25 protein-coding genes, 1 tRNA gene and 1 pseudogene are annotated in these 23,802 nt (G+C 47.1%); 21 read left to right on the top strand and 6 right to left on the bottom strand.

Translation table 11 applies throughout. The features are described from left to right. Positions 1–158: 158 nt before the first annotated feature. The 18 genes and pseudogenes from NIT79A3_RS19640 (at position 159) to NIT79A3_RS16520 (ending at position 16,844) form a co-directional block, all read left to right on the top strand. Positions 159–698 (top strand): type I restriction-modification system subunit M N-terminal domain-containing protein, encoded by a 540-nt coding sequence (locus NIT79A3_RS19640; protein ID WP_348225666.1) that lies wholly within the window; start codon positions 159–161, stop codon positions 696–698. Then, on the top strand, positions 628–1,902 hold the full coding sequence (locus NIT79A3_RS16595) for a class I SAM-dependent DNA methyltransferase (RefSeq protein WP_348225665.1): 1,275 nt from the start codon (positions 628–630) through the stop codon (positions 1,900–1,902). Before NIT79A3_RS19640 ends, NIT79A3_RS16595 begins: the two co-directional genes overlap by 71 nt. A gap of 140 nt (positions 1,903–2,042) precedes the next feature. Continuing rightward, on the top strand, positions 2,043–2,324 hold the full coding sequence (locus NIT79A3_RS16590; protein WP_013967293.1) for a hypothetical protein: 282 nt from the start codon (positions 2,043–2,045) through the stop codon (positions 2,322–2,324). Further along, a complete protein-coding gene (locus NIT79A3_RS16585) occupies positions 2,314–2,736 on the top strand; it encodes a PIN domain-containing protein (protein WP_013967292.1) in 423 nt (140 codons plus the stop codon). The genes NIT79A3_RS16590 and NIT79A3_RS16585 overlap by 11 nt, the downstream gene beginning before the upstream one ends. Beyond that, complete coding sequence (locus tag NIT79A3_RS16580) at positions 2,733–4,124, top strand: restriction endonuclease subunit S (RefSeq protein ID WP_013967291.1); 1,392 nt, start codon at positions 2,733–2,735, stop codon at positions 4,122–4,124. The genes NIT79A3_RS16585 and NIT79A3_RS16580 overlap by 4 nt, the downstream gene beginning before the upstream one ends. 49 nt (positions 4,125–4,173) lie before the next feature. Then, positions 4,174–4,449, top strand: a complete 276-nt coding sequence (locus NIT79A3_RS16575) for a type II toxin-antitoxin system prevent-host-death family antitoxin (protein WP_013967290.1) — start codon at positions 4,174–4,176, stop codon at positions 4,447–4,449. Next, positions 4,436–4,858, top strand: coding sequence for a putative toxin-antitoxin system toxin component, PIN family (locus tag NIT79A3_RS16570; protein WP_013967289.1), 423 nt, complete (start codon positions 4,436–4,438; stop codon positions 4,856–4,858). Before NIT79A3_RS16575 ends, NIT79A3_RS16570 begins: the two co-directional genes overlap by 14 nt. Then, positions 4,855–6,807 carry a DEAD/DEAH box helicase family protein gene (locus tag NIT79A3_RS19220; RefSeq protein WP_198009373.1) on the top strand — a complete coding sequence of 651 codons (1,953 nt, stop codon included), beginning with the start codon at positions 4,855–4,857 and terminating at the stop codon, positions 6,805–6,807. Before NIT79A3_RS16570 ends, NIT79A3_RS19220 begins: the two co-directional genes overlap by 4 nt. Next, positions 6,804–7,979 carry a type I restriction endonuclease subunit R gene (locus NIT79A3_RS19215; RefSeq protein ID WP_198009372.1) on the top strand — a complete coding sequence of 392 codons (1,176 nt, stop codon included), beginning with the start codon at positions 6,804–6,806 and terminating at the stop codon, positions 7,977–7,979. Before NIT79A3_RS19220 ends, NIT79A3_RS19215 begins: the two co-directional genes overlap by 4 nt. Positions 7,980–8,066: 87 nt before the next feature. Next, positions 8,067–9,902, top strand: a complete 1,836-nt coding sequence (locus NIT79A3_RS16560; protein ID WP_013967288.1) for a DUF262 domain-containing protein — start codon at positions 8,067–8,069, stop codon at positions 9,900–9,902. A 48-nt stretch (positions 9,903–9,950) separates the two neighbouring features. After that, a complete protein-coding gene (locus tag NIT79A3_RS16555; RefSeq protein ID WP_013964263.1) occupies positions 9,951–10,241 on the top strand; it encodes a transposase in 291 nt (96 codons plus the stop codon). Further along, positions 10,232–10,579, top strand: a complete 348-nt coding sequence (tnpB, locus tag NIT79A3_RS16550) for an IS66 family insertion sequence element accessory protein TnpB (protein WP_013964262.1) — start codon at positions 10,232–10,234, stop codon at positions 10,577–10,579. Before NIT79A3_RS16555 ends, tnpB begins: the two co-directional genes overlap by 10 nt. 49 nt (positions 10,580–10,628) lie before the next feature. Further along, a complete protein-coding gene (locus NIT79A3_RS16545) occupies positions 10,629–12,212 on the top strand; it encodes an IS66 family transposase (RefSeq protein WP_013964261.1) in 1,584 nt (527 codons plus the stop codon). A 71-nt stretch (positions 12,213–12,283) separates the two neighbouring features. Continuing rightward, positions 12,284–12,901 (top strand): hypothetical protein, encoded by a 618-nt coding sequence (locus tag NIT79A3_RS16540; RefSeq protein WP_013967287.1) that lies wholly within the window; start codon positions 12,284–12,286, stop codon positions 12,899–12,901. A gap of 1,259 nt (positions 12,902–14,160) precedes the next feature. Beyond that, entirely contained in the window at positions 14,161–14,466 is a 306-nt protein-coding gene (locus tag NIT79A3_RS16535) for a type II toxin-antitoxin system RelE/ParE family toxin (RefSeq protein WP_013967286.1), read from the top strand. Then, a complete protein-coding gene (locus tag NIT79A3_RS16530) occupies positions 14,456–15,541 on the top strand; it encodes a HigA family addiction module antitoxin (protein WP_013967285.1) in 1,086 nt (361 codons plus the stop codon). Before NIT79A3_RS16535 ends, NIT79A3_RS16530 begins: the two co-directional genes overlap by 11 nt. A gap of 89 nt (positions 15,542–15,630) precedes the next feature. After that, positions 15,631–15,951: pseudogene (locus NIT79A3_RS16525) on the top strand (IS1595 family transposase); the annotation flags it as partial. 185 nt (positions 15,952–16,136) lie between these two features. After that, complete coding sequence (locus NIT79A3_RS16520; protein ID WP_013967284.1) at positions 16,137–16,844, top strand: restriction endonuclease; 708 nt, start codon at positions 16,137–16,139, stop codon at positions 16,842–16,844. Positions 16,845–17,048: 204 nt separating this feature from the next. On the opposite strand, the gene NIT79A3_RS16515 is transcribed toward NIT79A3_RS16520, so the two are convergent. After that, positions 17,049–17,124 (bottom strand) — tRNA-Arg (locus tag NIT79A3_RS16515). A 30-nt stretch (positions 17,125–17,154) separates the two neighbouring features. Here NIT79A3_RS16515 and NIT79A3_RS16510 point away from each other — a divergent pair. From NIT79A3_RS16510 to NIT79A3_RS16500, 3 genes are all read left to right on the top strand, one after another. Then, the gene (locus tag NIT79A3_RS16510; protein WP_013967283.1) at positions 17,155–18,387 is read left to right on the top strand and encodes an MFS transporter; all 1,233 of its coding nucleotides are present in this window, start codon (positions 17,155–17,157) and stop codon (positions 18,385–18,387) included. A 15-nt stretch (positions 18,388–18,402) separates the two neighbouring features. Then, a complete protein-coding gene (locus NIT79A3_RS16505) occupies positions 18,403–18,936 on the top strand; it encodes a peroxiredoxin (protein WP_013967282.1) in 534 nt (177 codons plus the stop codon). A 103-nt stretch (positions 18,937–19,039) separates the two neighbouring features. Then, a complete protein-coding gene (locus tag NIT79A3_RS16500) occupies positions 19,040–19,411 on the top strand; it encodes a TraR/DksA family transcriptional regulator (protein ID WP_013967281.1) in 372 nt (123 codons plus the stop codon). Between the two features lie 20 nt (positions 19,412–19,431). Here NIT79A3_RS16500 and NIT79A3_RS16495 read toward each other — a convergent pair whose 3' ends face one another. The 5 genes from NIT79A3_RS16495 to NIT79A3_RS16480 form a co-directional block, all read right to left on the bottom strand. Continuing rightward, positions 19,432–19,980: a Smr/MutS family protein gene (locus NIT79A3_RS16495; RefSeq protein ID WP_013967280.1), complete on the bottom strand. Its 549-nt coding sequence runs from the start codon at positions 19,978–19,980 to the stop codon at positions 19,432–19,434. A 56-nt stretch (positions 19,981–20,036) separates the two neighbouring features. Continuing rightward, positions 20,037–20,987, bottom strand: coding sequence for a thioredoxin-disulfide reductase (gene trxB, locus NIT79A3_RS16490; RefSeq protein ID WP_013967279.1), 951 nt, complete (start codon positions 20,985–20,987; stop codon positions 20,037–20,039). A gap of 3 nt (positions 20,988–20,990) precedes the next feature. Next, positions 20,991–21,626 (bottom strand): protocatechuate 3,4-dioxygenase, encoded by a 636-nt coding sequence (locus NIT79A3_RS16485; RefSeq protein WP_348225663.1) that lies wholly within the window; start codon positions 21,624–21,626, stop codon positions 20,991–20,993. 453 nt (positions 21,627–22,079) lie between these two features. Continuing rightward, on the bottom strand, positions 22,080–22,226 hold the full coding sequence (locus tag NIT79A3_RS18940) for a hypothetical protein (protein ID WP_156797122.1): 147 nt from the start codon (positions 22,224–22,226) through the stop codon (positions 22,080–22,082). Between the two features lie 65 nt (positions 22,227–22,291). Next, entirely contained in the window at positions 22,292–23,614 is a 1,323-nt protein-coding gene (locus NIT79A3_RS16480) for a porin (RefSeq protein ID WP_013967277.1), read from the bottom strand. Positions 23,615–23,802: the final 188 nt, after the last annotated feature.

Here is a 23,802-nt window from a genome sequence, read left to right as displayed (position 1 = left end):
TTGCTTCATTAGGCTCAATGCAACATTTTATTATTTCAAAAATTAAGCGTGTGGTCCTTTGATATTCTTATTCCAGTATTTTCATGTTACCTATACCATTATGGGTAAATAGAATGCAAATCAGCAGCAAAAATAATAAAAATCAGAATTAAGGACGTATGAATCATCAATCTCTCTCAGCCTTCATTTGGTCGGTCGCCGATCTGTTGCGTGGCGATTACAAACAATCCGATTATGGCAAGATCATCCTGCCATTTACCGTGTTGCGCCGTTTGGATTGCGTTTTGGAATCTACCAAAGCCGCTGTGCTGGCTGAGCATGAAGAAAAGAAAAAACTCGGCTTAAACGCCGATCCCTTCCTGCTCCGTAAAGCCAAGCAAAGTTTCTATAACATTTCGCCCCTGGATATGAAGAAGCTGATGGGCGATCAAGACCATATCAAGGAAAATCTGTTCTCCTATATCCAAAGTTTTTCAGAAGCGGTACGGGATATATTCGAGCGTTTTGAGTTTTATGCCCAGATCGACAAGCTTTCTAAATCTGGGCTTCTGTATCAAGTTACTGAAAAGTTCGTCAATGTCGACTTGCACCCCGACAAAGTCAGTAACAGCCAAATGGGGCTGGTGTTTGAAGAACTCATCCGCAAGTTTGCTGAAATCTCCAACGAAACCGCAGGGGAATCACTTCACCCCACGTGAAGTGATCCGCCTGATGGTCAATCTGCTGTTCATCGAAGATGATCAAGTGCTGGCAAAAGCGGGTGTCGTCCGCACCATTTACGATCCCACGGCAGGAACGGGCGGGATGCTGTCGGTCGCGGGTGAATATCTGGAAGAGCACAACCCCGAAGCCCGCCTCACCATGTTTGGGCAGGAGTTGAACCCGGAATCCTATGCCATTTGCAAAGCCGATATGCTGATAAAAGGGCAGGATGTCGCCAATATCGTGTTCGGCAATACCTTTTCAGAAGACGGCCACCCCCATAAGAAGTTTGACTATATGCTTTCCAATCCGCCCTTTGGTGTGGAATGGAAGAAGGTCGAAAAAGAGGTCCGTAAGGAATATGAGCAGCAAGGATTCAATGGCCGATTCGGGGCGGGCTTGCCGCGCGTGTCCGACGGTTCGCTGCTGTTTCTCATGCACCTGATCAGCAAAATGCGTCCAGCCAACGATGGCGGTAGCCGCTTTGGCATTGTCCTTAACGGTTCTCCGCTGTTCACGGGTGGGGCAGGTTCGGGTGAAAGCGAAATCCGACGCTATGTGCTGGAGAACGACTTTGTGGAAGCCATTATTGGCTTGCCGACCGATATGTTCTACAACACGGGCATTAGCACTTATGTCTGGATACTCAGCAATCGCAAGCTGGCGCATCGCAAAGGCACCGTGCAATTGATTGATGCGAGTGGCTTCTGGCAGAAAATGCGCAAAAGCCTTGGCTCAAAACGCAAAGAGCTATCGGATGACCATATTACCGAGATTACCCGCCTGTTCGGGCAATTCATCGAGACCAGCGAGGGCAAAAAGCCGATTTCCAGAATTTTCAAGAACAGTGATTTTGGTTATCGCACCATCACCGTTGAACGTCCGTTAAAAGACGAGAACGGCAAAATCATTCTCGGTGAAAAAGGCAAGCTAAAAGGCAAACCGCAACCAGATTCCAGTTTGCGTGACACTGAAAACGTGCCGCTCAATGAAGACGTGGAAATCTATTTCAAGCGCGAAGTGCTGCCCCATGCGCCGGATGCGTGGATAGACCATGACAAAACCAAAGTCGGCTATGAAATCCCGTTCAACCGGCATTTCTATGTGTTCGAGCCGCCGCGCGAACTGGCCGCGATTGATGCGGATTTGAAGCAATGCACGGATCGTATCCTGACCATGATTAAAGGGCTGACGGCGTGAGCGTGGCGCGGCAGTTTTGCGAAACTTGCAAGATGATAGAAAATCTCACCACTGGTGAGACAATAACTTGTAACAACATTAATTGCGCCAGTACCGAATACACACTTTTTTAAAACTTTTCTAACTATCATGAGACATCCATGCAAACCGTCTACAAACTAAATGCCGATGAACTGAATAATGAGTTTTTGGAATCAATCAAAACCCTATTCCCTCATAAAACCATCGAAGTTGTCATTCATGAAATTGATGATGTAGACCAAAGCCCACCGAGGGTTGGCCTGCAACATGCAAAATTCTCCCCGCTTCCGACCCGCTTGAAATTGACCCACGATGAGTTACATGACAGAAAGCCGGATTATCTGACCCTACCAGTCGATGAAATCATCATGCCATCCAGAGATGAGCGTTATGAACGCTAGGCTATTTGCAGATGCCAATGTTTGGATATACGCCCATCTGCAACGGGCAAACGATCCGCGCTGCCAACGGGCTGCCGAGATGGTGAAGGTATTGCCGTTAATTATCAGCAATCAAGTAATTAACGAGTATTACAGTGTCATGCTCAAAAACAAGGCCAGCGATGCTTTTATTCAGGTCAATATCAAAAACATGCTTTGGCATTGTGATGTGTTTTGTCTATACCTGGAAACCTTGGCTGCCGCCTTTGAGATACGGGAGCGTTACCGCTTTTCATGGTGGGATAGCCTGATTGTGGCTTCTGCTTTAGAAACCGAATGCGAGCAGTTATATACCGAAGACCTGCAACACGGACAAATAATCGAAGACCGGTTGCGGATCGTCAATCCATTTTTAGAAACGACGCAAACATGAGTTTCCCGCGTTACAAACGCTATAGGGACAGTGGTGTGGAATGGCTAGGTGACGTGCCAGAGCATTGGGATGTAAGGCGATTAAAGGAAGTCTGTGAAGTATTTCCGAGCAATGTTGATAAAAAAACTTACGAGAACGAAACGCCAGTCCTTCTCTGCAATTACACCGACGTGTATTACAACGAGAAAATAACGCCGCATATCGATTTTATGGCGGCAACCGCGTCAGCGGATCAGATCAAGAAATTCACCCTGCGAGGGGGTGATACGATCATCACGAAGGATTCGGAAACCGCCGATGACATTGCAATTGCCGCCTACGTTCCACAGGATTTGCCTAATGTCATTTGTGGCTACCACTTGTCAATGATTCATCCTCGTGAAGCAACTTGTGGCGCATTCATTAAGCGGCTTTTTGACTCAATATATGTGAAGTCGTGCTGCGCTGTATATGCGAATGGACTTACTCGCGTCGGCCTCGGTCAATACGCGCTGGATAATTTGGAAATGCCATTTCCTCCGAAGACAGAACAACAAACCATCGCCGCCTTCCTCGACCGCGAAACCGCCAAGATTGATGCGCTGATTGCCGAACAGCAACGGCTGATAGAACTACTCAAGGAAAAACGGCAAGCGGTCATTTCCCACGCCGTCACCAAAGGCCTAAACCCCAACGTACCGATGAAAGATTCCGGTATCGATTGGCTGGGCGAAGTGCCAAACCATTGGGAAGTTAGACCCATTAAATTTGTAATTGGCAAAATAGATTCTGGTACTAGCGTTAATGCTATCGATGAACCCGCGCAAAATCATGAAATTGGTGTTCTAAAAACAAGTTGTGTCTACTCAGGGATATTTGATCCTGCGGAGAACAAAACCGTAATTGAGCAAGAAATTGATCGTGTCACTTGTCCACTTAAAGCTGATACCCTGATTGTAAGCAGAATGAATACACCTGATTTGGTTGGCGCTACAGGATTAGTAACTGCTGCTCCTATAAATATTTATTTACCTGACCGACTCTGGCAAGTCAGTTTTTCTGATACTTGCACCGCATTCATTTATTTTTGGACGCAAACGCCGGTTTATAGGGCTTACATTAAATCCGTATGTGCTGGAACAAGCTCTAGTATGCAGAATTTGTCTCAGGACCAATTCCGATCTTTTATTTTGGCATTACCGACATTTGATGAACAATTTCGAATCGCCGAGTTTCTTCAGAATGAAACCGCCAAACTCGACACCCTAACCACGGAAGCCAAAACCGCCATTACCTTACTCCAAGAACGCCGCACCGCGCTAATTTCCGCCGCCGTGACCGGGAAAATTGACGTGCGTGGGTTGGTCTCAGCTAAAACGGAAGTAAAAGCGGAAACCGTGCCTTGTTAATTTAGCCGTATTAACTATAATACCTATATTAGCTAGTTGGAGAAAAAATATGCGTACTATGACCTCTGTTGAAGCCCAAAACCGTTTTGGCGAATTGCTGGATACAGCGCAACGCGAACCGATAACCATTACCCGCCGTGGACGTCCTGTGGCGTTTATGGTTTCCTGCCTGGATATGGAGGAACTCATGGAAATCCGTAAGCAGCGTTCCAAAGCGGTAGCGGCTTTCGAAAGTTTTTTCGCCGAAACCGATAAAAAATTAACACCGGAAGCAGATGCATTAACCGTTGAAGCTGTCAAGCAGTTGGTCAATGAGCTTCGTTAAACGAATTGTCATTGATACCAGCACGTTGATCAGTACATTGTTAAAGCCGCAGTCAGTTCCCAGGCAAGCCTTCAATTATGCCTTGGCAACCGGAACGCTTTGTGTCTCGCCTGCTACGCTGGCTGAGTTGGAAAGCGTTTTGCTGCGCGATAAGTTTGATCGTTACCTTGACCGGGAAAGCCGCCTGGGTTTTTTGCAGCTTTATCATGCCGCAACCGCTCTATTTCCGGTCACTCTTGACGAAGAAAAAATCCTAACACCGCCATGCCGGGATTCTCGCGACAACAAGTTTTTAGCTTTGGCATTGCATTGTTCGGCACAGACTGTGATTTCAAGCGATGAGGATTTGCTTATCCTGAACCCTTGGCATGAAATTACAATTGTTAGTCCTGCCCAATTTTTGTCATGAGCGATTTACATAAGGAAATCAATTTCGAGGTTGAAATCTGTGATCATCTGGCCATTAACGGCTGGCTGACTTCGCAAGGCGATGCGGCAAACTATGACCGCACACGGGCGTTATTTCCGGCGGATGTGCTGGCTTGGGTGCAGGATACCCAACCGAAGGCGTGGGAAGCACTGGTGAAGAACCACGGCGCACAGGCGGCGGATGTGTTACTGGGGCGGCTGCGGGATTCACTTAACCAACGCGGTACGTTAGACGTTTTACGCCACGGAATTGAACTGCTTGGGCTTAGGCAACCGCTCATGCTTGCCCAATTCAAACCCGCCTTGGCTATGAATCCGGATATTCTCGTCAAATACACCGCTAATCGTCTGCGGGTTGTGCGGCAATTGCGTTATTCGCTGCACAATGAAAATGCGCTTGACCTTGGCCTATTTCTGAATGGCATTCCGGTTGCCACGGCAGAGTTAAAAACCAACTTCACCCAGTCAGTTGAAGATGCGGTTGACCAATACCGCTTTGACCGCGAACCGCGCCCGAAGGGGCAGGGAAGCGCGGAACCGTTATTGTCTTTCCCCAATGGGGCTTTAGTGCATTTCGCGGTGAGCAATAGCGAAGTGCATATGACCACGCGGCTGGAAGGTTCGGCAACGCGCTTTTTGCCGTTCAACCGGGGCGATAACGGGGCGGCGGGTAATCCACCCAACGAACAAGGGCATCGCACCGCTTATTTATGGGAAGACATCTGGGCGCGGGATAGCTGGCTGGAGATTTTGGGTCGCTATCTGGTGGCGCAAAAGGACGAGAAAAAACAGATTAAGAAAGTCCTCTTCCCGCGTTTTCATCAGTTGGACGCAACGCGCAAGCTGCTGGCGGCGGTGTTGCAGGAAGGTGCGGGCGGTAAATACTTGATCCAGCATTCGGCGGGTTCCGGCAAAACCAATTCAATTGCATGGTCGGCGCATTTTCTGGCCGATTTGCACAATGCCAGCCATAAAAAACTGTTTGATACCGTGTTGGTGGTTTCTGACCGCACTGTGCTGGATGACCAGTTACAGGAAGCGATTTTCGATTTTGAGCGCACGGCTGGCGTGGTCGCCACGATCAAAGGAGAGGGCGCTAGTAAAAGTACGGAATTGGCGGCGGCGCTGTCCGGTGGCAAGAAAATTGTGGTTTGCACCATCCAGACTTTCCCTTTCGCGCTTAAAGCTGTGCAGGAACTGGCCGCGACACAGGGCAAGCGCTTTGCTGTAATTGCTGATGAAGCGCATTCGTCGCAAACCGGAGAGGCGGCAGCTAAACTGAAAGCCGTGCTATCGGCGGAAGAATTGCAAGAGCTGGCCGACGGCGGGGAAATCAGCACTGAAGACATACTGGTCACGCAAATGGAAAGCAGGGCGGCGGAAAGTGGTATTACCTATGTGGCCTTTACCGCTACACCCAAAGCCAAAACCCTTGAACTGTTTGGACGATTGCCCAATCCTGATTTGCCAGCCGGTGCGGACAATCTACCTGCGCCGTTTCATGTCTATTCGATGCGGCAAGCGATTGAAGAAGGCTTCATCCTCGATGTGCTGCAAAACTATACCCCTTATAAATTAGCGTTCAAACTCGCGCATGATGGCAAAGAATTGGATGATAAAGAAGTCGAGCGTAACGAAGCCCTGAAAGGCATTATGCGCTGGGTCAGGCTGCATCCTTACAATATCAGCCAGAAAGTGCAAGTGGTGGTCGAACATTTCCGCGAAAATGTAGCCCCACTGCTGAACGGCAAAGCTAAGGCTATGGTGGTGGTCGGTAGCCGTATTGAAGCGGTGCGCTGGCGGCTGGCGATTGATGCCTACATTATAAAGCCCAAGGCTATAAAATCGGCACGCTGGTGGCGTTTTCCGGTGAGGTCAACGATAGCCAATCAGGCAATGAGCCGTTCAGCGAAACCAGCAAGACCATGAACCCGAACCTAAAAGGGCAGGGTATCCGTGAGGCTTTCAATACAGAAGACTATCAAATCCTGCTGGTTGCCAACAAGTTTCAAACCGGATTTGATCAACCTCTGTTGTGCGGTATGTATGTCGATAAACGGCTGGCAGGTATTACGGCGGTGCAAACGCTGTCCCGCCTCAATCGAGCCCATCAGGGCAAAGATACCACCTATGTGGTGGACTTCGTGAATGACCCCGAAGAAATTCTGGCTGCCTTTCTTACCTATTACGAAACCGCAGAATTAGCCAACGTCACCGACCCGCACCTGGTTTATGATTTACGCATGAAGCTGGACGCGGCGGGTTTTTATGATGAGTTTGAAGTCAACCGTGTGGTTGAGGTGGAGTTTAACCCGAAGTCCAAGCAAAGCGATCTGGCCGGAGCATTAGAGCCAGTCGTCGCACGGATTTTGCATCGTTATAAAGCGGCTCAGGAAAAGCTGAAAGCTGCCAATGCCAAGGAAGATAGCAAAGCAGCCGAAGATGCTAAGAACGAAATGAACGCGCTTATCCTGTTCAAGCATGATATGGGCGCATTCCAACGTATGTATGCGTTCCTTTCCCAGATATTTGACTATGGCAACACTGCCATTGAGAAACGTTTTATCTTCTACAAAAGATTGATCCCGCTGCTGGAATTCGGACGGGAACGTGAAGGACTTGACCTCTCCAAGGTCATGCTGACGCACCATAACTTGAAAGCTGAGGGAAAGCGGACGTTAGCCTTGGTCGATGGCGAATATCCAAAACTGACACCAATGGAAGGTGCGGGTACCGGGCAAGTGCAGGAAAAGGAAACAGCTTATCTGGCGGAAATTATTGCCAAGGTGAACGATTTGTTTGAAGGTGAATTGTCCGATGACGATCAGCTCATTTATGTTAACAATGTCATCAAGGGTAAGTTGCTGGAATCGAAAACACTGGTTCAGCAAGCTGCCAACAACACCAAACAACAGTTTGCCAACTCGCCTGACCTATCCAACGAGTTGATGAATGCCATTATGGATGCCTTGGCTGCCCATAGCACCATGAGCAAACAAGCCCTGGAGTCAGAAAAAGTGCGGAGCGGGTTGCGGGATATTTTGCTCGGCCCGGCGCAACTTTATGAGGCGCTTAGGGAGCGATCGGAAGGACACCCATGAATATGACTGGACTGTATTGGGGGAGTAGGATGGCGTATAGCGGTTGAAAAAACATTAGTGATAGATATTTAGATAAGGACAACGCACATGAAAGCCACCGAAGCCAAACTCCTTGATTTCTTAAAGAAGTCACCGCAATTCGTCATTCCCATCTACCAACGCACATATTCGTGGACCGAGAAAGAGTGTCGACAACTGTGGGAAGATGTTGTCCGCTGTGGAAGAAACGATCATATTCCCGTTCATTTCATTGGGTCCATAGTCTATGTGGAGAGCGGGCTATCGCAGGTTACACATCAAGCGCCTTTGCTGGTCATTGATGGACAGCAACGCCTCACTACTGTATCGCTGTTGCTGACGGCGCTGGCCGAAGCGGTAGGTGAAACGGAACCGTTCGAAGGCTTCTCCCAACGAAAGATTCGTAACTATTTCCTGTTAAATCCAGAGGAAATTGGTGAAAGGCATTTCAAACTTTTGTTGTCACAAACCGACAAAGACACACTGACCGCGTTGGTAGGCAAGCACCCGCAGCCTGATAATCATTCTTTGCGCGTATCTGAGAATTATGCCGCTTTTCAGAAGTGGATCAAGAGCGACGTGGTGAATTTGCCGACTCTTTGCAAGGGATTGGCTAAGCTGGTGGTGGTTGATATTGCTCTGAACCGCGATCAGGATAATCCGCAGCTCATTTTTGAGAGCATGAACTCGACAGGAAAAGAGTTGAGCCAAGCTGACTTGATTCGCAATTTCATATTGATGGGGCTAGAGCCTGCGCTGCAAACGCGCCTCTATGAACAATTCTGGCGTCCTATAGAGATGGATTTCGGGCAAGAAGCTTACGGTACTCATTTTGATGGCTTCATGCGTCATTACTTGACGGTGATGTCGGGCGAAATTCCCAACACCAATGCCGTGTATGAAGCGTTTAAGACCCATGCCCGAGAGACAAGGGCCGGGGCTGTGAGTGATGACAGTCATGTAGAAATGCTGGTCAGTAGAATCCGAGACTATTCGCGCTATTTTTGCGCAATGGGTTTGGGCAAGGAGATCGACCACGAACTGAGTCGAGCGTTTCATGACCTGCGCGAATTGAAAGTCGATGTGGCTTATCCATTCCTACTGGAACTTTATCGCGACTACGCTACACAGTACCTGAGTAAGTCGGATTTTGTGAGCGCGGTGCGTTGGGTTGAAGCCTATGTGTTTCGCCGTGCAGTTTGTGCCATACCCACTAATTCGATGAACAAAACTTTTGCTACCTTTAGCAAGGCACTAAAGAAAGACCGTTATCTGGAGAGTATCGCCGCCCACTTTATGCTACTTCCTTCATACCGACGTTTTCCAAGTGACGATGAATATGTACGCGATATTCAGACTCGTGATCTCTACAATTTCCGCAGTCGCAGTTATTGGCTGCGTCGATTCGAGAACCACGGGCGCAAGGAAGTGGTGCCAGTGGATGAATACACCGTGGAGCACATCCTACCGCAAAATGAAAACCTGAATACTGCGTGGCAAGAATCTCTGGGAGCCGAATGGAAACGTATCCAGCAAACCTGGTTACACACCTTGGGCAATCTGACACTCACTGGTTACAATTCGGAATACAGTGACCGACCATTTATTGTAAAACGCGACATGGATGGAGGCTTCAGGCAGAGCCCTCTCAAGGTAAATCAAGGGCTCGGTCAGGTTCATGTTTGGGACGAAAGTGCGATCATTGAGAGAGCTAAGCGCCTCGCCAAACTCGCCGTGCAAGTTTGGGAATCACCGAAGTTAGACGACGCTATTTTGGCAGCTTATCGCCCCAGGGCTGAGCCTTCCTCAAACTATACGATAGACGATCATCCACACCTGATTACACCGGCAATGCTCTCTCTGTTCGAGGCGTTTCGCAGTAAGCCTCCAATCCATCCACATTAACACCCTGATACGTCATCGCTATCCTCAAACCTTTTACAAGGAGGGACGATGTCATCATCAGAAGCGCGACGAATTCATATCGAAGCATGGCAAACCAGCGGTAAGTCTCAGGCGGCTTATTGCCGGGAACATGGTTTGAATACCAAGACGTTTGGCAATTGGGTTCGCAAGCATCGTGCCGGTCAGGTTATCCGGCCGCCTGCGTTGGTCCCGGTCACGATCAAACCGATGCCTGCACCGACGAGCACGCTACGTCTTCGCGGTCAAGGCAATCATGTGTTGGAGCTGCCATCGACGGTTTCGCCGCATTGGCTGGGGGAGTTGTTGAAGTGTCTTTGATTGCGAATCCAGGGAAGATTTGGTTGATGGTTGAGCCGGTGGATATGCGTCGCGGCATTGACGGATTGTCGGTATTGGTGGAGCAGGCGTTGCAGCGCTCGCCTTGTGCGGGTTCGGCGTTTGTGTTTTGCAATCGCGCGGGCAATCGCATCAAAGTGCTGCTGTGGGACGGCACCGGCGTGTGGTTGTGCCAGCGGCGCTTGCATCAGGGACGGTTCGTTTGGGGGCGTTCGGATACGGGCGGGATGGAACTGACTGCGTTGCAATGGGAGTGGTTGATTGCCGGGGTGGATTGGTGTCGTTTGGGGTTGCAATCCTGCGCAAGAAAATATAGCTGAAAGCCAATACTGGAATCACTTTGCGCAAGTTTTGCAGTATAATAACGCCATGAAAACGCACGCAAAACAGTCAATCGAATTAGATCATTTGAACCTCACGCCGGAAGCTAAAACCGAGGTATCGAACCTTATTCAATCACTGCTTACGCAAGCACAAAACGAGCTCAAACTGCTGGAAGCGAAGAATCAGGCACTGAAGCTGGAACTGGCACATTTGCGCCGCATTCGTTTCGGCGCGAAGAGCGAAGCACTGTCGCAGCCACAATTCAGCCTGTTCGAAGAAGACTGGCAAACTGATGCGGCGGCGATCGAAGCGGAAATCGAGCAACTGCCGCTGCCGGTTCCGCAAAAACCCAAGCGTGCACGCGCTGGGCGCCAACCTCTGCCGGATCACCTGCCACGCATCGAACACCGGCATGAACCGGAATCTTGCCAATGCAAACAGTGCGGCAGCGATCTGGTAAAAATCGGCGAAGACGTCAGCGAACAACTGGACGTCAAACCCGCCGAATTCTTCGTGCACCGTCACATCCGCCCGCAATACGCCTGCCGGGCTTGCGAAACCGTGGTCGCGGAACCGGTTCCGCCCGCGGTGATCGACGGCAGTATGGCAACACCCGGACTGCTTGCTTGGATCACGATCTGCAAATACCTCGATCACCTGCCGCTGTATCGCATCGCACAAATCGCCGCCCGGGAAGGTGTCACTTTATCGCTTTCCACGTTGGCGGAATGGATCGGACGTGTAGGCGTGGCACTACAACCGCTGGTTGACCGGCTGATTTTGCACTTATTGCATGGCTCTGTGTTACACGCCGACGAAACCCCGGTGGCGCAACTTGATCCCGGCAGCGGAAGAACGCAACGCGCCTATCTGTGGGCGTATCGCAGTAACGATTTTGAGTTGGGGCCGCGCATCATCGTATTCGACTACCAAACCAGCCGTAGTGGCAAACATGCGCAAAACTTCCTCAACAGCTGGCAAGGCCACTTGCTGGTAGACGACTATGGCGGTTACAAGGCTTTATTCTCCAAAACAGCATCACCCTGCACTGAATTAGGGTGCTGGGCGCACGCGCGCCGCAAATTCTTCGACCTGCACCAAGCCAATGCCAGCACCGTCGCGTATGAGGTGTTGCAGCGCATAGGCGGACTTTACGCCGTCGAAGCCGAAGGCAAGCACTTATCGACCGAAGCCCGGCAGATACTACGTGCAGAAAAAAGCCTGCCGATCCTGCAATCGTTGCACGACTGGTTACTGCAAACTCGCGCCCAAACTGCCAATGGCGGCGGCACCGCCAAAGCCATCGACTACACCTTGAAGCGCTGGCAAAGCCTAATCCGCTACGCCAGCAGCGGACACCTGCCGATTGACAACAACCCCGTCGAAAACACTATTCGCCCCATCGCGCTCGGCAAGAAAAACTGGCTGTTCACCGGCTCCGAACGCGCCGGAAAACGTGCCGCCGCCATTCAAACCCTACTCGGCACCGCAAAACTCAACGGCCTCAACCCCGCACAATGGCTAGCCGACACCCTCGAAAAACTCCCCACCTGGCCTAATAGCCGAATCGATGAATTGCTACCGCTTGCACCGGAGGATATTGAAGCATTGTTGAAGGAATGTGAGTAGATGGTGGGGTTGGAGGGATACAATCAACAAAATAGAAGGATTTTTAAACCACCAAGGAATGAGGTTCATTTATGGCTGAGTTGACCGATGAAGAAAAGCAGCGGTTTGTCGAATCTATTAAGAATGCCGACACCATCATGGACACTGCTAAACTACATGCAAACACATTGGTGAATGTTTATAAGGATAGGGTGTTTGGAGGAAAAAAAGTAAATCAAGATTATCTGGCGTCATTGGTAAGCGATTTTGCGCTTGATGCAGTAGAAGGCAAATTCGCTAAGTTTGAGCTGCTATTAGCCGGACAGGTCATAGTGCTTGATGCCATTTTTACTGATATGGCGGTAAAAATGGGCAATTCTGATGATGTCAAAACGATTGAAGGCTTGGCGCGTGTGGTGTTAAAAGCGCAGGATAACACTCGGAAAACAATTCTATCTTTATATGAAATGAAGAATCCAAAACCGACAACTTTCATAAAACAGCAGATGAATCAATCCCTTGGGCACATGCAAGTTAATAACTCAGATAAATCAGAAGATCTTAAAAAATCTCAGAATTTACAAAAAACCAAAAACGAACTATTGGAGCAACAACATGGCGAAAGGCTGGACTTTGGAAAGACGCAAGCGACAAGCAGAACAAATCAGGCAATGGCAGCCGTGGGCAAAATCCACGGGACCGAAGACTAAGCAAGGTAAACTTATTGCTTCACAAAATTCACGAAAAAATGGTCTGCACTCCCGTGAAATGCGAAAATTAAAAACTATCTTATTGCTTCAACAACGTAATTTACAGAATTTTCGAATGAGAACTCAAGAATAAACCGCAATAGTCAAATGTAAAAGCTAGGATTTAATCGTGTAAGACATTCACCAAAGCTTCAGACGTAGAAATTGTCCGAGAATTTTGCACGGCCAGAGTCAGTTTTAGATGCGTTTAATGATATAATATATTTTTGAATCAAACTGTTGAGCTAATGAATATGAGTTTTTCAGAACTTGATGTTACCCGTCGCACTCGTAAAGGAAAATTCCTCGATCAACTGATCAACTGATCAACTGATCAATTGGGCACCGATAGAAAGAGCAATCGCCCAGCATTATGCACCTATACCGAAGCACGCTGGGTCAAGAAAGGCGGAAAATCAGTCTTTTGTTATAAACAACATACCGTAGTCGATGATAATGGCTGAGTGATAGCGGTTGAGACGACTGCCGCCAATTGCCATGACAGCAAGCCGTTGCTGACACTGCTTGATAAAGCGGGGATCAAACCCAGCCCCGCGTTCATGCCGACAAAGCTACTGCAGCCAAAAGCATCACGATACCTTGAAGTCACGCGGCATAAAAAAAAGGCATTCAAGATAAAGCGGTCAAGAACAAACCACTAACGCAACGACAATTACAACGAAATAGCCTGATTACCAAAGTTCGCTACGTTGTAGAACGAACCTTCGGCAAGCAGACGCGATGGTTCGGCCATGGTACTTCGTTATCGCGGTCATCCCCATATCTTTTTAGGATATATTGACTATTGACATGACGTTTCCAAATGATTTCGGGCTGAAATGTTACACACTGAGCAGAAAATCGTTGGAGTGGTTGGACTCGAGGAAGCTGCCATAAAAAGAAAGGGGGCGAGCATTTTAGGAAGAACCTTCCAAAAGCCCCAAAGAAGCCAATTTTTAAGATGGTTTTGAAGTATCTATTTATACCCCGGTGGAGATATGGAAAGGTACGGCGGTAATCCGGCGATGTTTGTCAATTCAATTCAATTCAATCCATCCAACATTTACTGGCTATATAAAATGCGTCAATATAGTCAACTTAAACTTTGCGCTGATTTTGGCGTTAGAGCTTTACATCTCGACATAATACCCGTAACCATATACTATTCACCTATTAGGTGAATAGTAGTTCTTAATTCAAATTATACTTAGGATGCAAACTTGATTGTAAACTTCAAGACTAAAAAGCTTGAAAAGTGCTATTGCCAAAGTAGCCAAGCTAAAAAGGAGTTTGGAGACCAAGTTGCAAGAAAGTACATTCATAGGGTTAATTTAATAAAAGCAGCAAAAAACCTAGATGAGGTGATGTTACTTCCAGGTTTAGGATGCCATGCCTTGAAAGGCAATAGACATGGACAATATACTGTCAAGTTAACAGGTTTTTATAGGTTAATTTTCACGGTGGCTGATGGGGATTGTTTAAATATAGCCTTAATTGAAGAAGTGAGTAAGCATTATGATGACTGAAACAGCATTTATTTCTGATATAGCAATTCCTCCTGGAGAATATCTTGAGGAAGTGTTAGAAGATGCGGAAATTAGTCAAGCGGAGTTGGCGAGGAGAATGGGGCGCCCTCCCCAGGCTATCAATGAAATAGTGAAGGGGGAGAAGGCGATAACGCCAGAAACAGCATTGCAATTAGAGCAAGTGCTTGGAGTTTCCGCGCAGTTTTGGAGCAACCTTGAAACTGAATTTAGGCTGATTCTAGCTAAACAACAACAGCTTGAGGAAATTAAAAAAGAGCAGAGCTTAATTAACAGTTTTCCCTACTTACAACTAAGCAAACTAAAATTAGTTGAATCGACAAGCGATAAAACCAAAAGGGTTGTTGAATTAAGAAAATTTTTTGGGGTTTCTTCATTAGAAAATATTCGCACTGTTAAAGAGTTTGCTCCTGCCTTTCGCCAAGAAGAAAAAAACTCTCTCTCTCACGAATCATTAGCTGCATGGCTTAGGGCTGGTCATGTAATAGCTGAGCGTGCAAATGTTTCAGATTTTAGTAAAGAGAAGTTACAACTTACAATTCCTAAACTAAGGAAGTTAACAAATATTGTAGAACCAAACCAATTAATTGAAAAAATTAAAAAAGTTTTAACTGATTGTGGAATAGTATTAGCGCTCGTACCAACATTTCCCAAATCATATACTACTGGAGCAACTTTCTGGGCAGGAAAGAATAAGGCAGTAATTATGATGTCCTTACGTGGTGCATGGTCAGATATTTTTTGGTTTAGTTTATTCCATGAAATTGGTCATATTCTTCTTCATGATAAGAGAGCCACTTTTCTTGAGAACGGAAAGCTTGATCCACAATATCAAAAGCAAGAACAAGAAGCAGATTTGTTTGCTCAGAAAGCGCTAATACCTTGTGAAGAATATCAAACGTTTCTAAAATCAGAAGACATTTCACATGTCTCAATTAAGAATTTTTCAGATTCAATAGGTATTTTCCCAGGAATAGTAACCGGTCGGCTTCAGCATGATAAAAAACTACCTCACACAATTCATTACCATCGAATCAGATATAAGTGGAATACCTAGCACTCTAACAAGTTATCTTCAGAATTGCATACGATGGTCGCAAGAAAGCAGAGACAATCAACCAGAATTAGGCCAGATCAAGCCAGAGCGCTTATAAGCACGGATTAAGTAAGCTGCAAAAGGAAATCGGCCTGTTACTGAGAGAGCATGGAAAGGCGATGAAGTTATTAAGTAGCGCTATCCCGTTGTTAAGCAAAGATGCCATTCTTTGCACAGATGGAATGCCCGCCTACAGACAGATCACCAGGAATGCAAGAATTGTTCATCGTCCAGTCAACATTGCTGCAGGTCAACGAGTTATCAACGATGTTTACCACATTCAGAATGTTAATGCTTATGGCAGCCGACTCAGACAATGGATGGCGAAGTTCCATGGTGTGGCAACACGCTATCTTGCAAGTTATCTGGGGTGATTCACATCTGTATATCGTTCCAATTTAGGATGATATACATTTAGCGAACTTAACAAAGTAATGGCATTGTTGCTGTTAATACTAAAAGCATGGAAAATATGCCTATTAATATAATTACTTGTTGAACATAATGAAATTACTCGCGGTGTGCCCGCATTTATCGGACATGGAAGGCTTTTTATTTGTCAGAAGATTGGAGTGAGTATCAAGAAGAAGCTGCTGAATTCTTCAGATCGCTAGGGCTTGAAGCCAATACAAACGTTACCATACAAGGGGTACGAACAAAGCATGTTATTGACGTCGTAGTCAAATCTCAACATGCAGGGTTCGAGATCACCTGGATTGTCGAATGCAAGCTCTGGAACTCCCGTGTATCGAAGCTACATGTTCTCGCACTTCGCGAGATTGTTGCTGATACTGGTGCAGATCGAGGCATTCTTCTGGCCGAGAAGGGGTTTCAAAGCGGTGCTTCGGAAGCAGCCGCGCTAACCAATGTTCACCTTACATCGCTCGCTGATACTCGTCGAGAAGCTAGGGATGAAGTATTCAGTATGCGACTCAGCGAGCTGTATGATCGAGTAGAGTCAGCAAGCAAGCAATATTGGTCGATCCCAAAGCGCGTTCGAATTGAGCACGACCTACGCCAAGACTTACTAGAGGATGGGTATTGTGGGGCTAGCGTCATTTCCTTAGTCGAAGATCTTCTTAAAAAAGGTTTTCGTGGCACTTATCCTTTCAAGACGAATCACATATTCAGATATGCTGAGTCAGAATTTCCTGAAATCATTAACTCTGCCGAGGAATTGGTTGTTCATCTAGAACATCTTGTCAGTGAACTGGAATATCGCATTGGTACCTGTTTGAAGGCTATTAATGTCACAATGCCTTGAGTTCCAATCTATTTTGGATTAATTAGAGATGTTTCAGAACTAATGTTATATGTACTACCACCATCGCATTTGGTATATCCTTAGATGGGTATAAAAGTATATTGGTATTGATTTTAATTATCTTGTAATTTCTTTGTAGCGTAGCACTGGAGTGGCACTGGATTGTACTTGTCAATTCTATTGCTGATTAACATATTGATTAATTGGCGCCCTGAACACGAATCGAACGTGCGACCTACCCCTTAGGAGGGGGTTGCTCTATCCACTGAGCTACCAGGGCTAACTTGGTATTTTACGCTAATATCACACGATGAATAAGCCTGATCAGACGAATCCTGCGCAACCGGCCATTTCAAGACAATTACCCAGAACAGTAGTTGTTCTCGGATTAGTCAGTTTTTTCAACGATTTTGCTTCGGATATTGTTGTGCCGCTGATTCCTATTTTGCTGGCGACTGTGCTGTCTGCAGGTCCCATTGCGCTGGGGTTGATAGAAGGGGTGGCGGATGCGCTGGCTTGTTTTCTGAAATTATGGGCGGGACGGCATTCCGATGTAATGAGCGGGCGGCGTAAAGGGCTGGCGTTGTCGGGTTATATGCTTTCCAATCTGGCGCGCCCGTTGCTTGGATTGGCGGGTTCCTGGGTCACCGTATTGCTGCTGCGCAGTGTGGATCGTGTCGGTAAAGGATTGCGTAGCGCACCGCGCGATGCGATGGTGGCCGATGCGGCGCCGCCACATATCCGTGGCTATGCGTTTGGTTTTCATCGCGCGTTGGATAATGCCGGTGCGGTTGCCGGCGCATTGACGGCGGCGGCAATACTGGCATGGTCGGATTTGAGCTTAAGTGAAGTGATTCTGTGGTCGGCGATTCCCGGTTTTGTCGCGGTAGCGCTGTTGGGTGCGGGTGTGAAAGAAGAGAAAATCAATCAAGTTCGGCGAACAGAATTGCCGCGAACACTTCCACCGCTACGCTGGTCTGCGTTGTCTGTGCCGATGCAGCGTTATTTATGGGTATTGATGCTGTTCACGTTTGCGCGCGCTTCTGAAACTTTTATTTTGTTATTCGGCCATGAATTAGGTATCGGCGTTGTTGAATTACTGTTGTTATGGGCGGCGCTGAATCTTGCCAAGGCCATCACTTCCACGCAAGGCGGGCAATTGGCGGATCATTTTGGACGCGGTGTTTTGATTCTGATTGGCTGGTCAGCGCTTGCGGTATCGTTTCTGGCAATAAGCCAAGTAACTGCCAGCACCGGCCTTTGGACAGTGAGTATTTTCTATGGCCTGTTGATAGGGTTGAGCGAAGGCGCGGAGCGTGCATTGATCAGTGATTATGCATCACCTGATGAGCGTGGCACGGCTTTTGGCTGGTATCATTTGGTCAGCGGCATTGCCGCCATCCCGGCGGGATTGTTGTTTGGGGTGATTTGGCATCTATACGGCGCGGCGTCGGCATTTTTGTTTGCCAGCTTGCTGGCGCTGCTGGCAATCGTACTATTGCGGCTATGGGCCTGGCCGGTGCGGCATCACTATAACGAATAAGGACGAATAAGTATCATGGAATGGTTAACTATTATCTTGTCGGTGTTTGCGTTGGGATTCATGTTCTGGTTTTTTTCCACGAATAAAAAATCACTCGAAGTGGGGCAATCTGCGCCTGACTTTAAATTGACGGATCAGCATGGAAAGATACATACGTTGGCCGATTTTCACGGGAAATGGCTGGCGTTGTATTTTTATCCGAAAGACGATACGCCCGGATGCACCAAACAAGCCTGTACCTTTCGTGACGGCCTTCAGGAATTGGCGGATTTAGGTGCGGAGGTGATTGGCATCAGTGTAGATGACACGAATAGTCATGCTGATTTTGCTAAAAAATATCATCTGCAATTCCCGCTTCTGGCGGATACCGCAGCAGAAATAGCAGCGCGTTACCATTCCCTGATCAACCTGGGTATTGTTAAGTTTGCCAGGCGCAATACGTTTCTGATCGATCCACAGGGCAAGATCGCACGCATTTATTTGTCGGCAAGTGCGGCACAAAATTCTAAGGAAGTGATTAAAGATTTAAAGCAATTGCAAGCTGCATAACGAATGGCAGGATTTCAATGGATTGATGCTCTGTTGACTTCCATCAAAGATTAATTTTCCATTTCATACAATATGCATGAGATTTCTCTAAAGGGGGTACAGGATGGCCAATTTTACTGAAGATCAATTGACGCAACTTAAAGTTGCATTACACAAACGCTATTTGGATTTGCAGGAAGATATTCGCAGCGAGTTGGCGCATACCAAGGATATTCGTGATTTTGATCTGGTGGAGTATTTAAACAATATTCCCGATGACGTTGATACGGCGCTGGTCGACCGGCAGATTAACGAAATGCGCGAATTGGAAATGTCCCTCAAGTACTTGAGCGAGCTGGAATTCGGCGATTGTATTGATTGCGGCAATGCAATCGGGTTTGAGCGATTGCTGGCGCATCCATCTGCGCAACGTTGCATTGAATGCCAGAGCCGATATGAGAAGTCTTTTCCGCAAGAATCCAACCCTTCGTTATAAATACCGGCTATTCCCCAAGTTTATGCATTGACTTTGAGCAGAATCAGGATAGCACCGCCACCGCCGTCTTCTGGTTTGGCTTGGCAGAATGCCAGAACATCAGCACGTTGCATCAACCAATTTCCGATCCGGATTTTCAAAACCGGCTCACGGTTTTTTGAACTTAACCCTTTGCCATGAATGACACGGACGCAGCGATATTTTTCTAGCACACAGGCATCCAGAAACGCACTTAGCTCCTGCCTTGCTTCGTCGCGTGTGAATCCATGTAAATCCAGATTATCCTGGATTCCCCAGTAACCACGACGTAAACGCCGCAGTGTTTGGCGTGACATGCCCGGCCGCAGATAAGACCACTCGTCTCCCGCCTCAATTTCCATGGCGATATGATCTGAAAGAGCATCTTCTGCTGGAGCCTGTTCTTGAGTATTCTTTTTCCGGGGAATCGGGGGGATTTTTGGACCGCTAGGAGCTAGCTTATCTGTGGCAGGTAATGGCGAAACATCACGCATTGCTGCGTAAAACAGCGCCATTTCGTCTTCATCATGGGCAGAATCTTTTTTAGTCATCCAATCCTATCGTCGACTCGCTGTAGCCACTGTAGCCAAATCTCCGATTCATTCAATTATTTCAGATTGTCCAGATATTTCTCTGCATCAAGTGCTGCCATACAGCCACTGGCAGCGCTGGTTACAGCCTGGCGGTAGATGTGATCCTGCACATCGCCCGCGGCAAATACGCCGGGGATACTGGTTGCCGTCGCATTACCCTGACCACCGCTGTGCGTAACAATATAGCCATTCTCCATTTGCAGTTGTCCGGTAAAAATATCAGTATTGGGTTTATGGCCGATGGCGATAAAAACACCCTGCAAATCGATCTTTTGGGTGGAATCATCCTTTGTGCTTTTAATGCGCATGCCGGTAACCCCGGATTGATCGCCCAGCACTTCATCGAGCACGTGATTCAATGCCAATTTTATGTTGCCGCTACGGGTTTTTTCCATCAATTTATCAATCAGAATTTTTTCCGACCGGAACTGTTCGCGTCGGTGAACTACCGTTACACTGCGTGCGATATTGGCCAGATAGAGCGCTTCTTCCACTGCGGTATTGCCGCCGCCAATCACGGCGACATCCTGTCCTTTATAAAAGAAGCCGTCGCAGGTCGCGCAACCGGATACGCCTCGCCCCATAAATGCTTCTTCTGAAGGTAAGCCGAGATATTGCGCGGAAGCACCGGTGGCAATGATCAGTGCATCACAGGTATAGGTGCTTTGATCACCGGTTAACGTAATCGGTTTTTCAGTCAGTTTTGCGGTATGAATATGATCGAAAATGATTTCGGTATGAAAACGTTCGGCATGCTTCTGGAACCGCTCCATTAATTCCGGGCCTTGCACGCCCATCGCATCCGCTGGCCAGTTGTCCACATCGGTCGTTGTCATCAATTGCCCGCCCTGAGCCAGCCCGGTGATCACGACCGGATTCAGATTGGCGCGCGCGGCATAGACCGCAGCGGTATAGCCAGCAGGGCCGGAACCCAGAATAAGCAATGCACTGTGTTTGGTTGTCATAATTTATTTGCGAAGTAAATCGAGCACGATATTGTACTCGTAAATGGGTAAATTTCCTTGCTGGCCGACATTCTTGGCAATCATCGCGGATTTCTCCGCTGCGGATTTTGCGTTCAGCAATAAATCGGTTTTGTTATGTTTCTCATCGGGAAAATACATTTGTGTCGTCAGCGCGCGATAACCCGGTTTTGAGATCTTTATATGGATATGCGGCGGTCTAATCCAATTTCCGCTGGCTGGATAAGCGCCGGGCATCACGGTTTTAAAGCGGAAGAAACCTTTGTCATCAGTTTGAATGACCGCCCATCCTTGGAAGTTTTCATCCAGCTTAGCTTTGTTGGGATCACGCGGATGACGGTAACGGCCGTTGGCATCGGCTTGCCAAATGTCTAATACCGCATTTGCAATCGAGTGGCCGGTGACATCCTGGACTTGTCCGCTGACAATGATGTATTGCCCGTGAGCAACACCCGTATGCCCCTCAATTTGCGTTAAATCGGCATCTTTATCATTTTGATCTTTTGCCGGATAGAACGGCCCTTCTGTTTCATCGGGCGTAGGTATCAGCGCTAATGCTTTCCCAAAACTACTGCGGCTGCCCAAAGCGCTGGTTATGCCGCCTAACAGACTTAATTGCATCAATTTTCTTCTGGAAATATTTCTCATGGAGTTTTTAGTGCGATTAATTCATAAATATTAACTATTTCATGAGCAATATGCTCAAGTTGTTCAGAATCAACAATTGATATCGGTTTTTGTAACCCATCACTTTTTTGATGACTTTGCTTGATGTTCGTTCAGATTAATTAATCCAGATTGTGCTATGCCGTTTCGTAAACAAAAGGATCATACGCACAAAGTGCGTTAGGTACCGAATCACTCATTCTGATTACAAAAATAGTATGTCATCTTTACTATTCTGGCAGACCAATCAGCTTTGCCAATCTTGGTTTGAGTTTTAATCATCGGTTTTCAATGCAAAAAATACTTCTTCTTCAATATCTAGCAAGTTAACAGCAAATAGGAATGCCCGGTTTTGTAGCAAATAAATTGTCTGCTTTTAATTAAAACGCAGCGAATCTATGTTGCAGTTCATTGCGAAGCTGAAGCGGTGGATTTGCGCGCCAATTTTCCATTTTGTTTTATTTTTAGTCCTGTTTCGTCAAAAGTGACAATTTCTCGTGGCCCATGCAAGATTGCCCGTTTGACCATACTATCCACTTGTGTTGTGTAGCTCAATGCAGCCCCGCCATTCAAGAATCTAAGCGGGTTTGCCAGATTATCGCTAATCTTGTTGATTTGAATTAGAAGGGAATCGTAGCGTCCAGCGAGAACAAAAATTGATCCTTCCTGCCATCAAACGGGCGGAATGCCATATCGATGCCATCTGCCCTGTCATAGCGGATATTTTTACGGATACTGATATTTCGCATCGGTTTCCAGTTAATTTTCAGTCGCTTAGCTGGCTTCCAGTTCATGCCTAGTGTGACAGAGTAATAATCTGCAGGTGCACTAATAAATGGTTTGTTGCCTGCATAGCTAACTCCTTTGTTATTCAGAGCGGAAAGTATCCGGTAAGGTGAGAAAACACGCCAGCCATTCCGGTCATGAAATCGTTCAGCACGTATGCCTATGGATAAATCACGGAAAAGATCATATGTCAGGTGTGTGTTGATGCTATACCATGCGGCATTTTGAATTCCTCCGGGTAGATTGATGTTACTTGCCCAGCCATGGGTATGGTGTAAGACCAAGTGAGTCTTGGGTGTGATCCAATGCTGCAGGACAGTGTTGTACATTATCCAGGGTTCATTGACTGCTGTTTGTCCGTACGTTCCACCCAGTGCTACCGAGGTTTTTTGATCATTACTGTTCCAGCGGATATTGGCTAATCCTCCCCAGTTATCTAATTGTTTATCAAAACCGCCATCCCAGCCACCGGTCGCGCTGCCCGTGGTTGTGCCAGCTTGAATCGCCCAATTTTGATTGATTGTATAACTACCTAAGAAACCTGTATGAGTGAACGGTTCGCCGCTGTTAAGAATATAAGCACGGGTGTAGAAGAAGTTATCGGGAGCAGGGACAGTTTCATAACCAAGCGGTGAATAAAAATGACCGGCTTTAATATTGAGGCCCTTCCCGATCGGCAGGTAAGTTTCAAGGTAAGCTTGAGGAAGTGCGATTCCATAAGTACGGGTCGATTTACAACACAAATTGAGATCCCAGCTACCCCTGTTCGATGGTTCACCGGTATTTTCATCGAAGGCTGATATACCAAAAGCCTGTGTATAGATAGCATCTGTTCCGAATAAAAAATCGAAGCGACCGCCAATATCCCATTTTTTGCCTTCTGATTCCACGTTACGCTGTAAAAAAAGATTGAGCTGATTTAACTGAAATCGGTTGGCGCGATCCGCAAACGTAACGGCACCATTGAAGCCATCCGATGGATTATTAGCATTGTAGGTTGCGCCACCGTTGATCCAGCCACCCAATTCCAAACCACTTTCCTTGAACAGGTTGGTCATGCGATTCGCATGTGCATTACTCAAATTCAATAGAACCGAAAACAAAATCCCTATCCAAATGTATAGCGTTTGATTATTTTTTTCTGCTGTACGATTCATTTTTTTAAATTCTCTTTTCAAAGTGGGTCGTACCTTAGCTCAGTCAAGTCAATGGCGCATACCGGGAAAACCATTATTCTTTATTAAGAGAAACCACTAGAATCGCATTCCGCTTTGTAGAAGGATTTATGATTATTTAGATAAAATGAAGCAACTAACTTGTACGGTCTACGAATGCTTTTGATGTA

This window comes from Nitrosomonas sp. Is79A3, from assembly GCF_000219585.1.
Classification (GTDB): Bacteria; Pseudomonadota; Gammaproteobacteria; order Burkholderiales; family Nitrosomonadaceae; genus Nitrosomonas.
Note: the sequence above shows the minus strand (reverse complement) of the source record. Positions and strands in the feature narration are given on the sequence as shown.

Bases quoted from the DNA above. Each gene is read 5' to 3' on its own strand.
- NIT79A3_RS19640 (WP_348225666.1), top strand. From the start codon at position 159: ATGAATCATCAATCTCTCTCAGCCTTCATTTGGTCGGTCGCCGATCTG.
- NIT79A3_RS16590 (WP_013967293.1), top strand. From the start codon at position 2,043: ATGCAAACCGTCTACAAACTAAATGCCGATGAACTGAATAATGAGTTT.
- NIT79A3_RS16585 (WP_013967292.1), top strand. From the start codon at position 2,314: ATGAACGCTAGGCTATTTGCAGATGCCAATGTTTGGATATACGCCCAT.
- NIT79A3_RS16580 (WP_013967291.1), top strand. From the start codon at position 2,733: ATGAGTTTCCCGCGTTACAAACGCTATAGGGACAGTGGTGTGGAATGG.
- NIT79A3_RS16575 (WP_013967290.1), top strand. From the start codon at position 4,174: ATGCGTACTATGACCTCTGTTGAAGCCCAAAACCGTTTTGGCGAATTG.
- NIT79A3_RS16570 (WP_013967289.1), top strand. From the start codon at position 4,436: ATGAGCTTCGTTAAACGAATTGTCATTGATACCAGCACGTTGATCAGT.
- NIT79A3_RS19220 (WP_198009373.1), top strand. From the start codon at position 4,855: ATGAGCGATTTACATAAGGAAATCAATTTCGAGGTTGAAATCTGTGAT.
- NIT79A3_RS19215 (WP_198009372.1), top strand. From the start codon at position 6,804: ATGAACCCGAACCTAAAAGGGCAGGGTATCCGTGAGGCTTTCAATACA.
- NIT79A3_RS16560 (WP_013967288.1), top strand. From the start codon at position 8,067: ATGAAAGCCACCGAAGCCAAACTCCTTGATTTCTTAAAGAAGTCACCG.
- NIT79A3_RS16555 (WP_013964263.1), top strand. From the start codon at position 9,951: ATGTCATCATCAGAAGCGCGACGAATTCATATCGAAGCATGGCAAACC.
- NIT79A3_RS16545 (WP_013964261.1), top strand. From the start codon at position 10,629: ATGAAAACGCACGCAAAACAGTCAATCGAATTAGATCATTTGAACCTC.
- NIT79A3_RS16540 (WP_013967287.1), top strand. From the start codon at position 12,284: ATGGCTGAGTTGACCGATGAAGAAAAGCAGCGGTTTGTCGAATCTATT.
- NIT79A3_RS16530 (WP_013967285.1), top strand. From the start codon at position 14,456: ATGATGACTGAAACAGCATTTATTTCTGATATAGCAATTCCTCCTGGA.
- NIT79A3_RS16510 (WP_013967283.1), top strand. From the start codon at position 17,155: ATGAATAAGCCTGATCAGACGAATCCTGCGCAACCGGCCATTTCAAGA.
- NIT79A3_RS16505 (WP_013967282.1), top strand. From the start codon at position 18,403: ATGGAATGGTTAACTATTATCTTGTCGGTGTTTGCGTTGGGATTCATG.
- NIT79A3_RS16500 (WP_013967281.1), top strand. From the start codon at position 19,040: ATGGCCAATTTTACTGAAGATCAATTGACGCAACTTAAAGTTGCATTA.
- NIT79A3_RS16495 (WP_013967280.1), bottom strand. From the start codon at position 19,980: ATGACTAAAAAAGATTCTGCCCATGATGAAGACGAAATGGCGCTGTTT.
- trxB (WP_013967279.1), bottom strand. From the start codon at position 20,987: ATGACAACCAAACACAGTGCATTGCTTATTCTGGGTTCCGGCCCTGCT.
- NIT79A3_RS16485 (WP_348225663.1), bottom strand. From the start codon at position 21,626: ATGCAATTAAGTCTGTTAGGCGGCATAACCAGCGCTTTGGGCAGCCGC.
- NIT79A3_RS16480 (WP_013967277.1), bottom strand. From the start codon at position 23,614: ATGAATCGTACAGCAGAAAAAAATAATCAAACGCTATACATTTGGATA.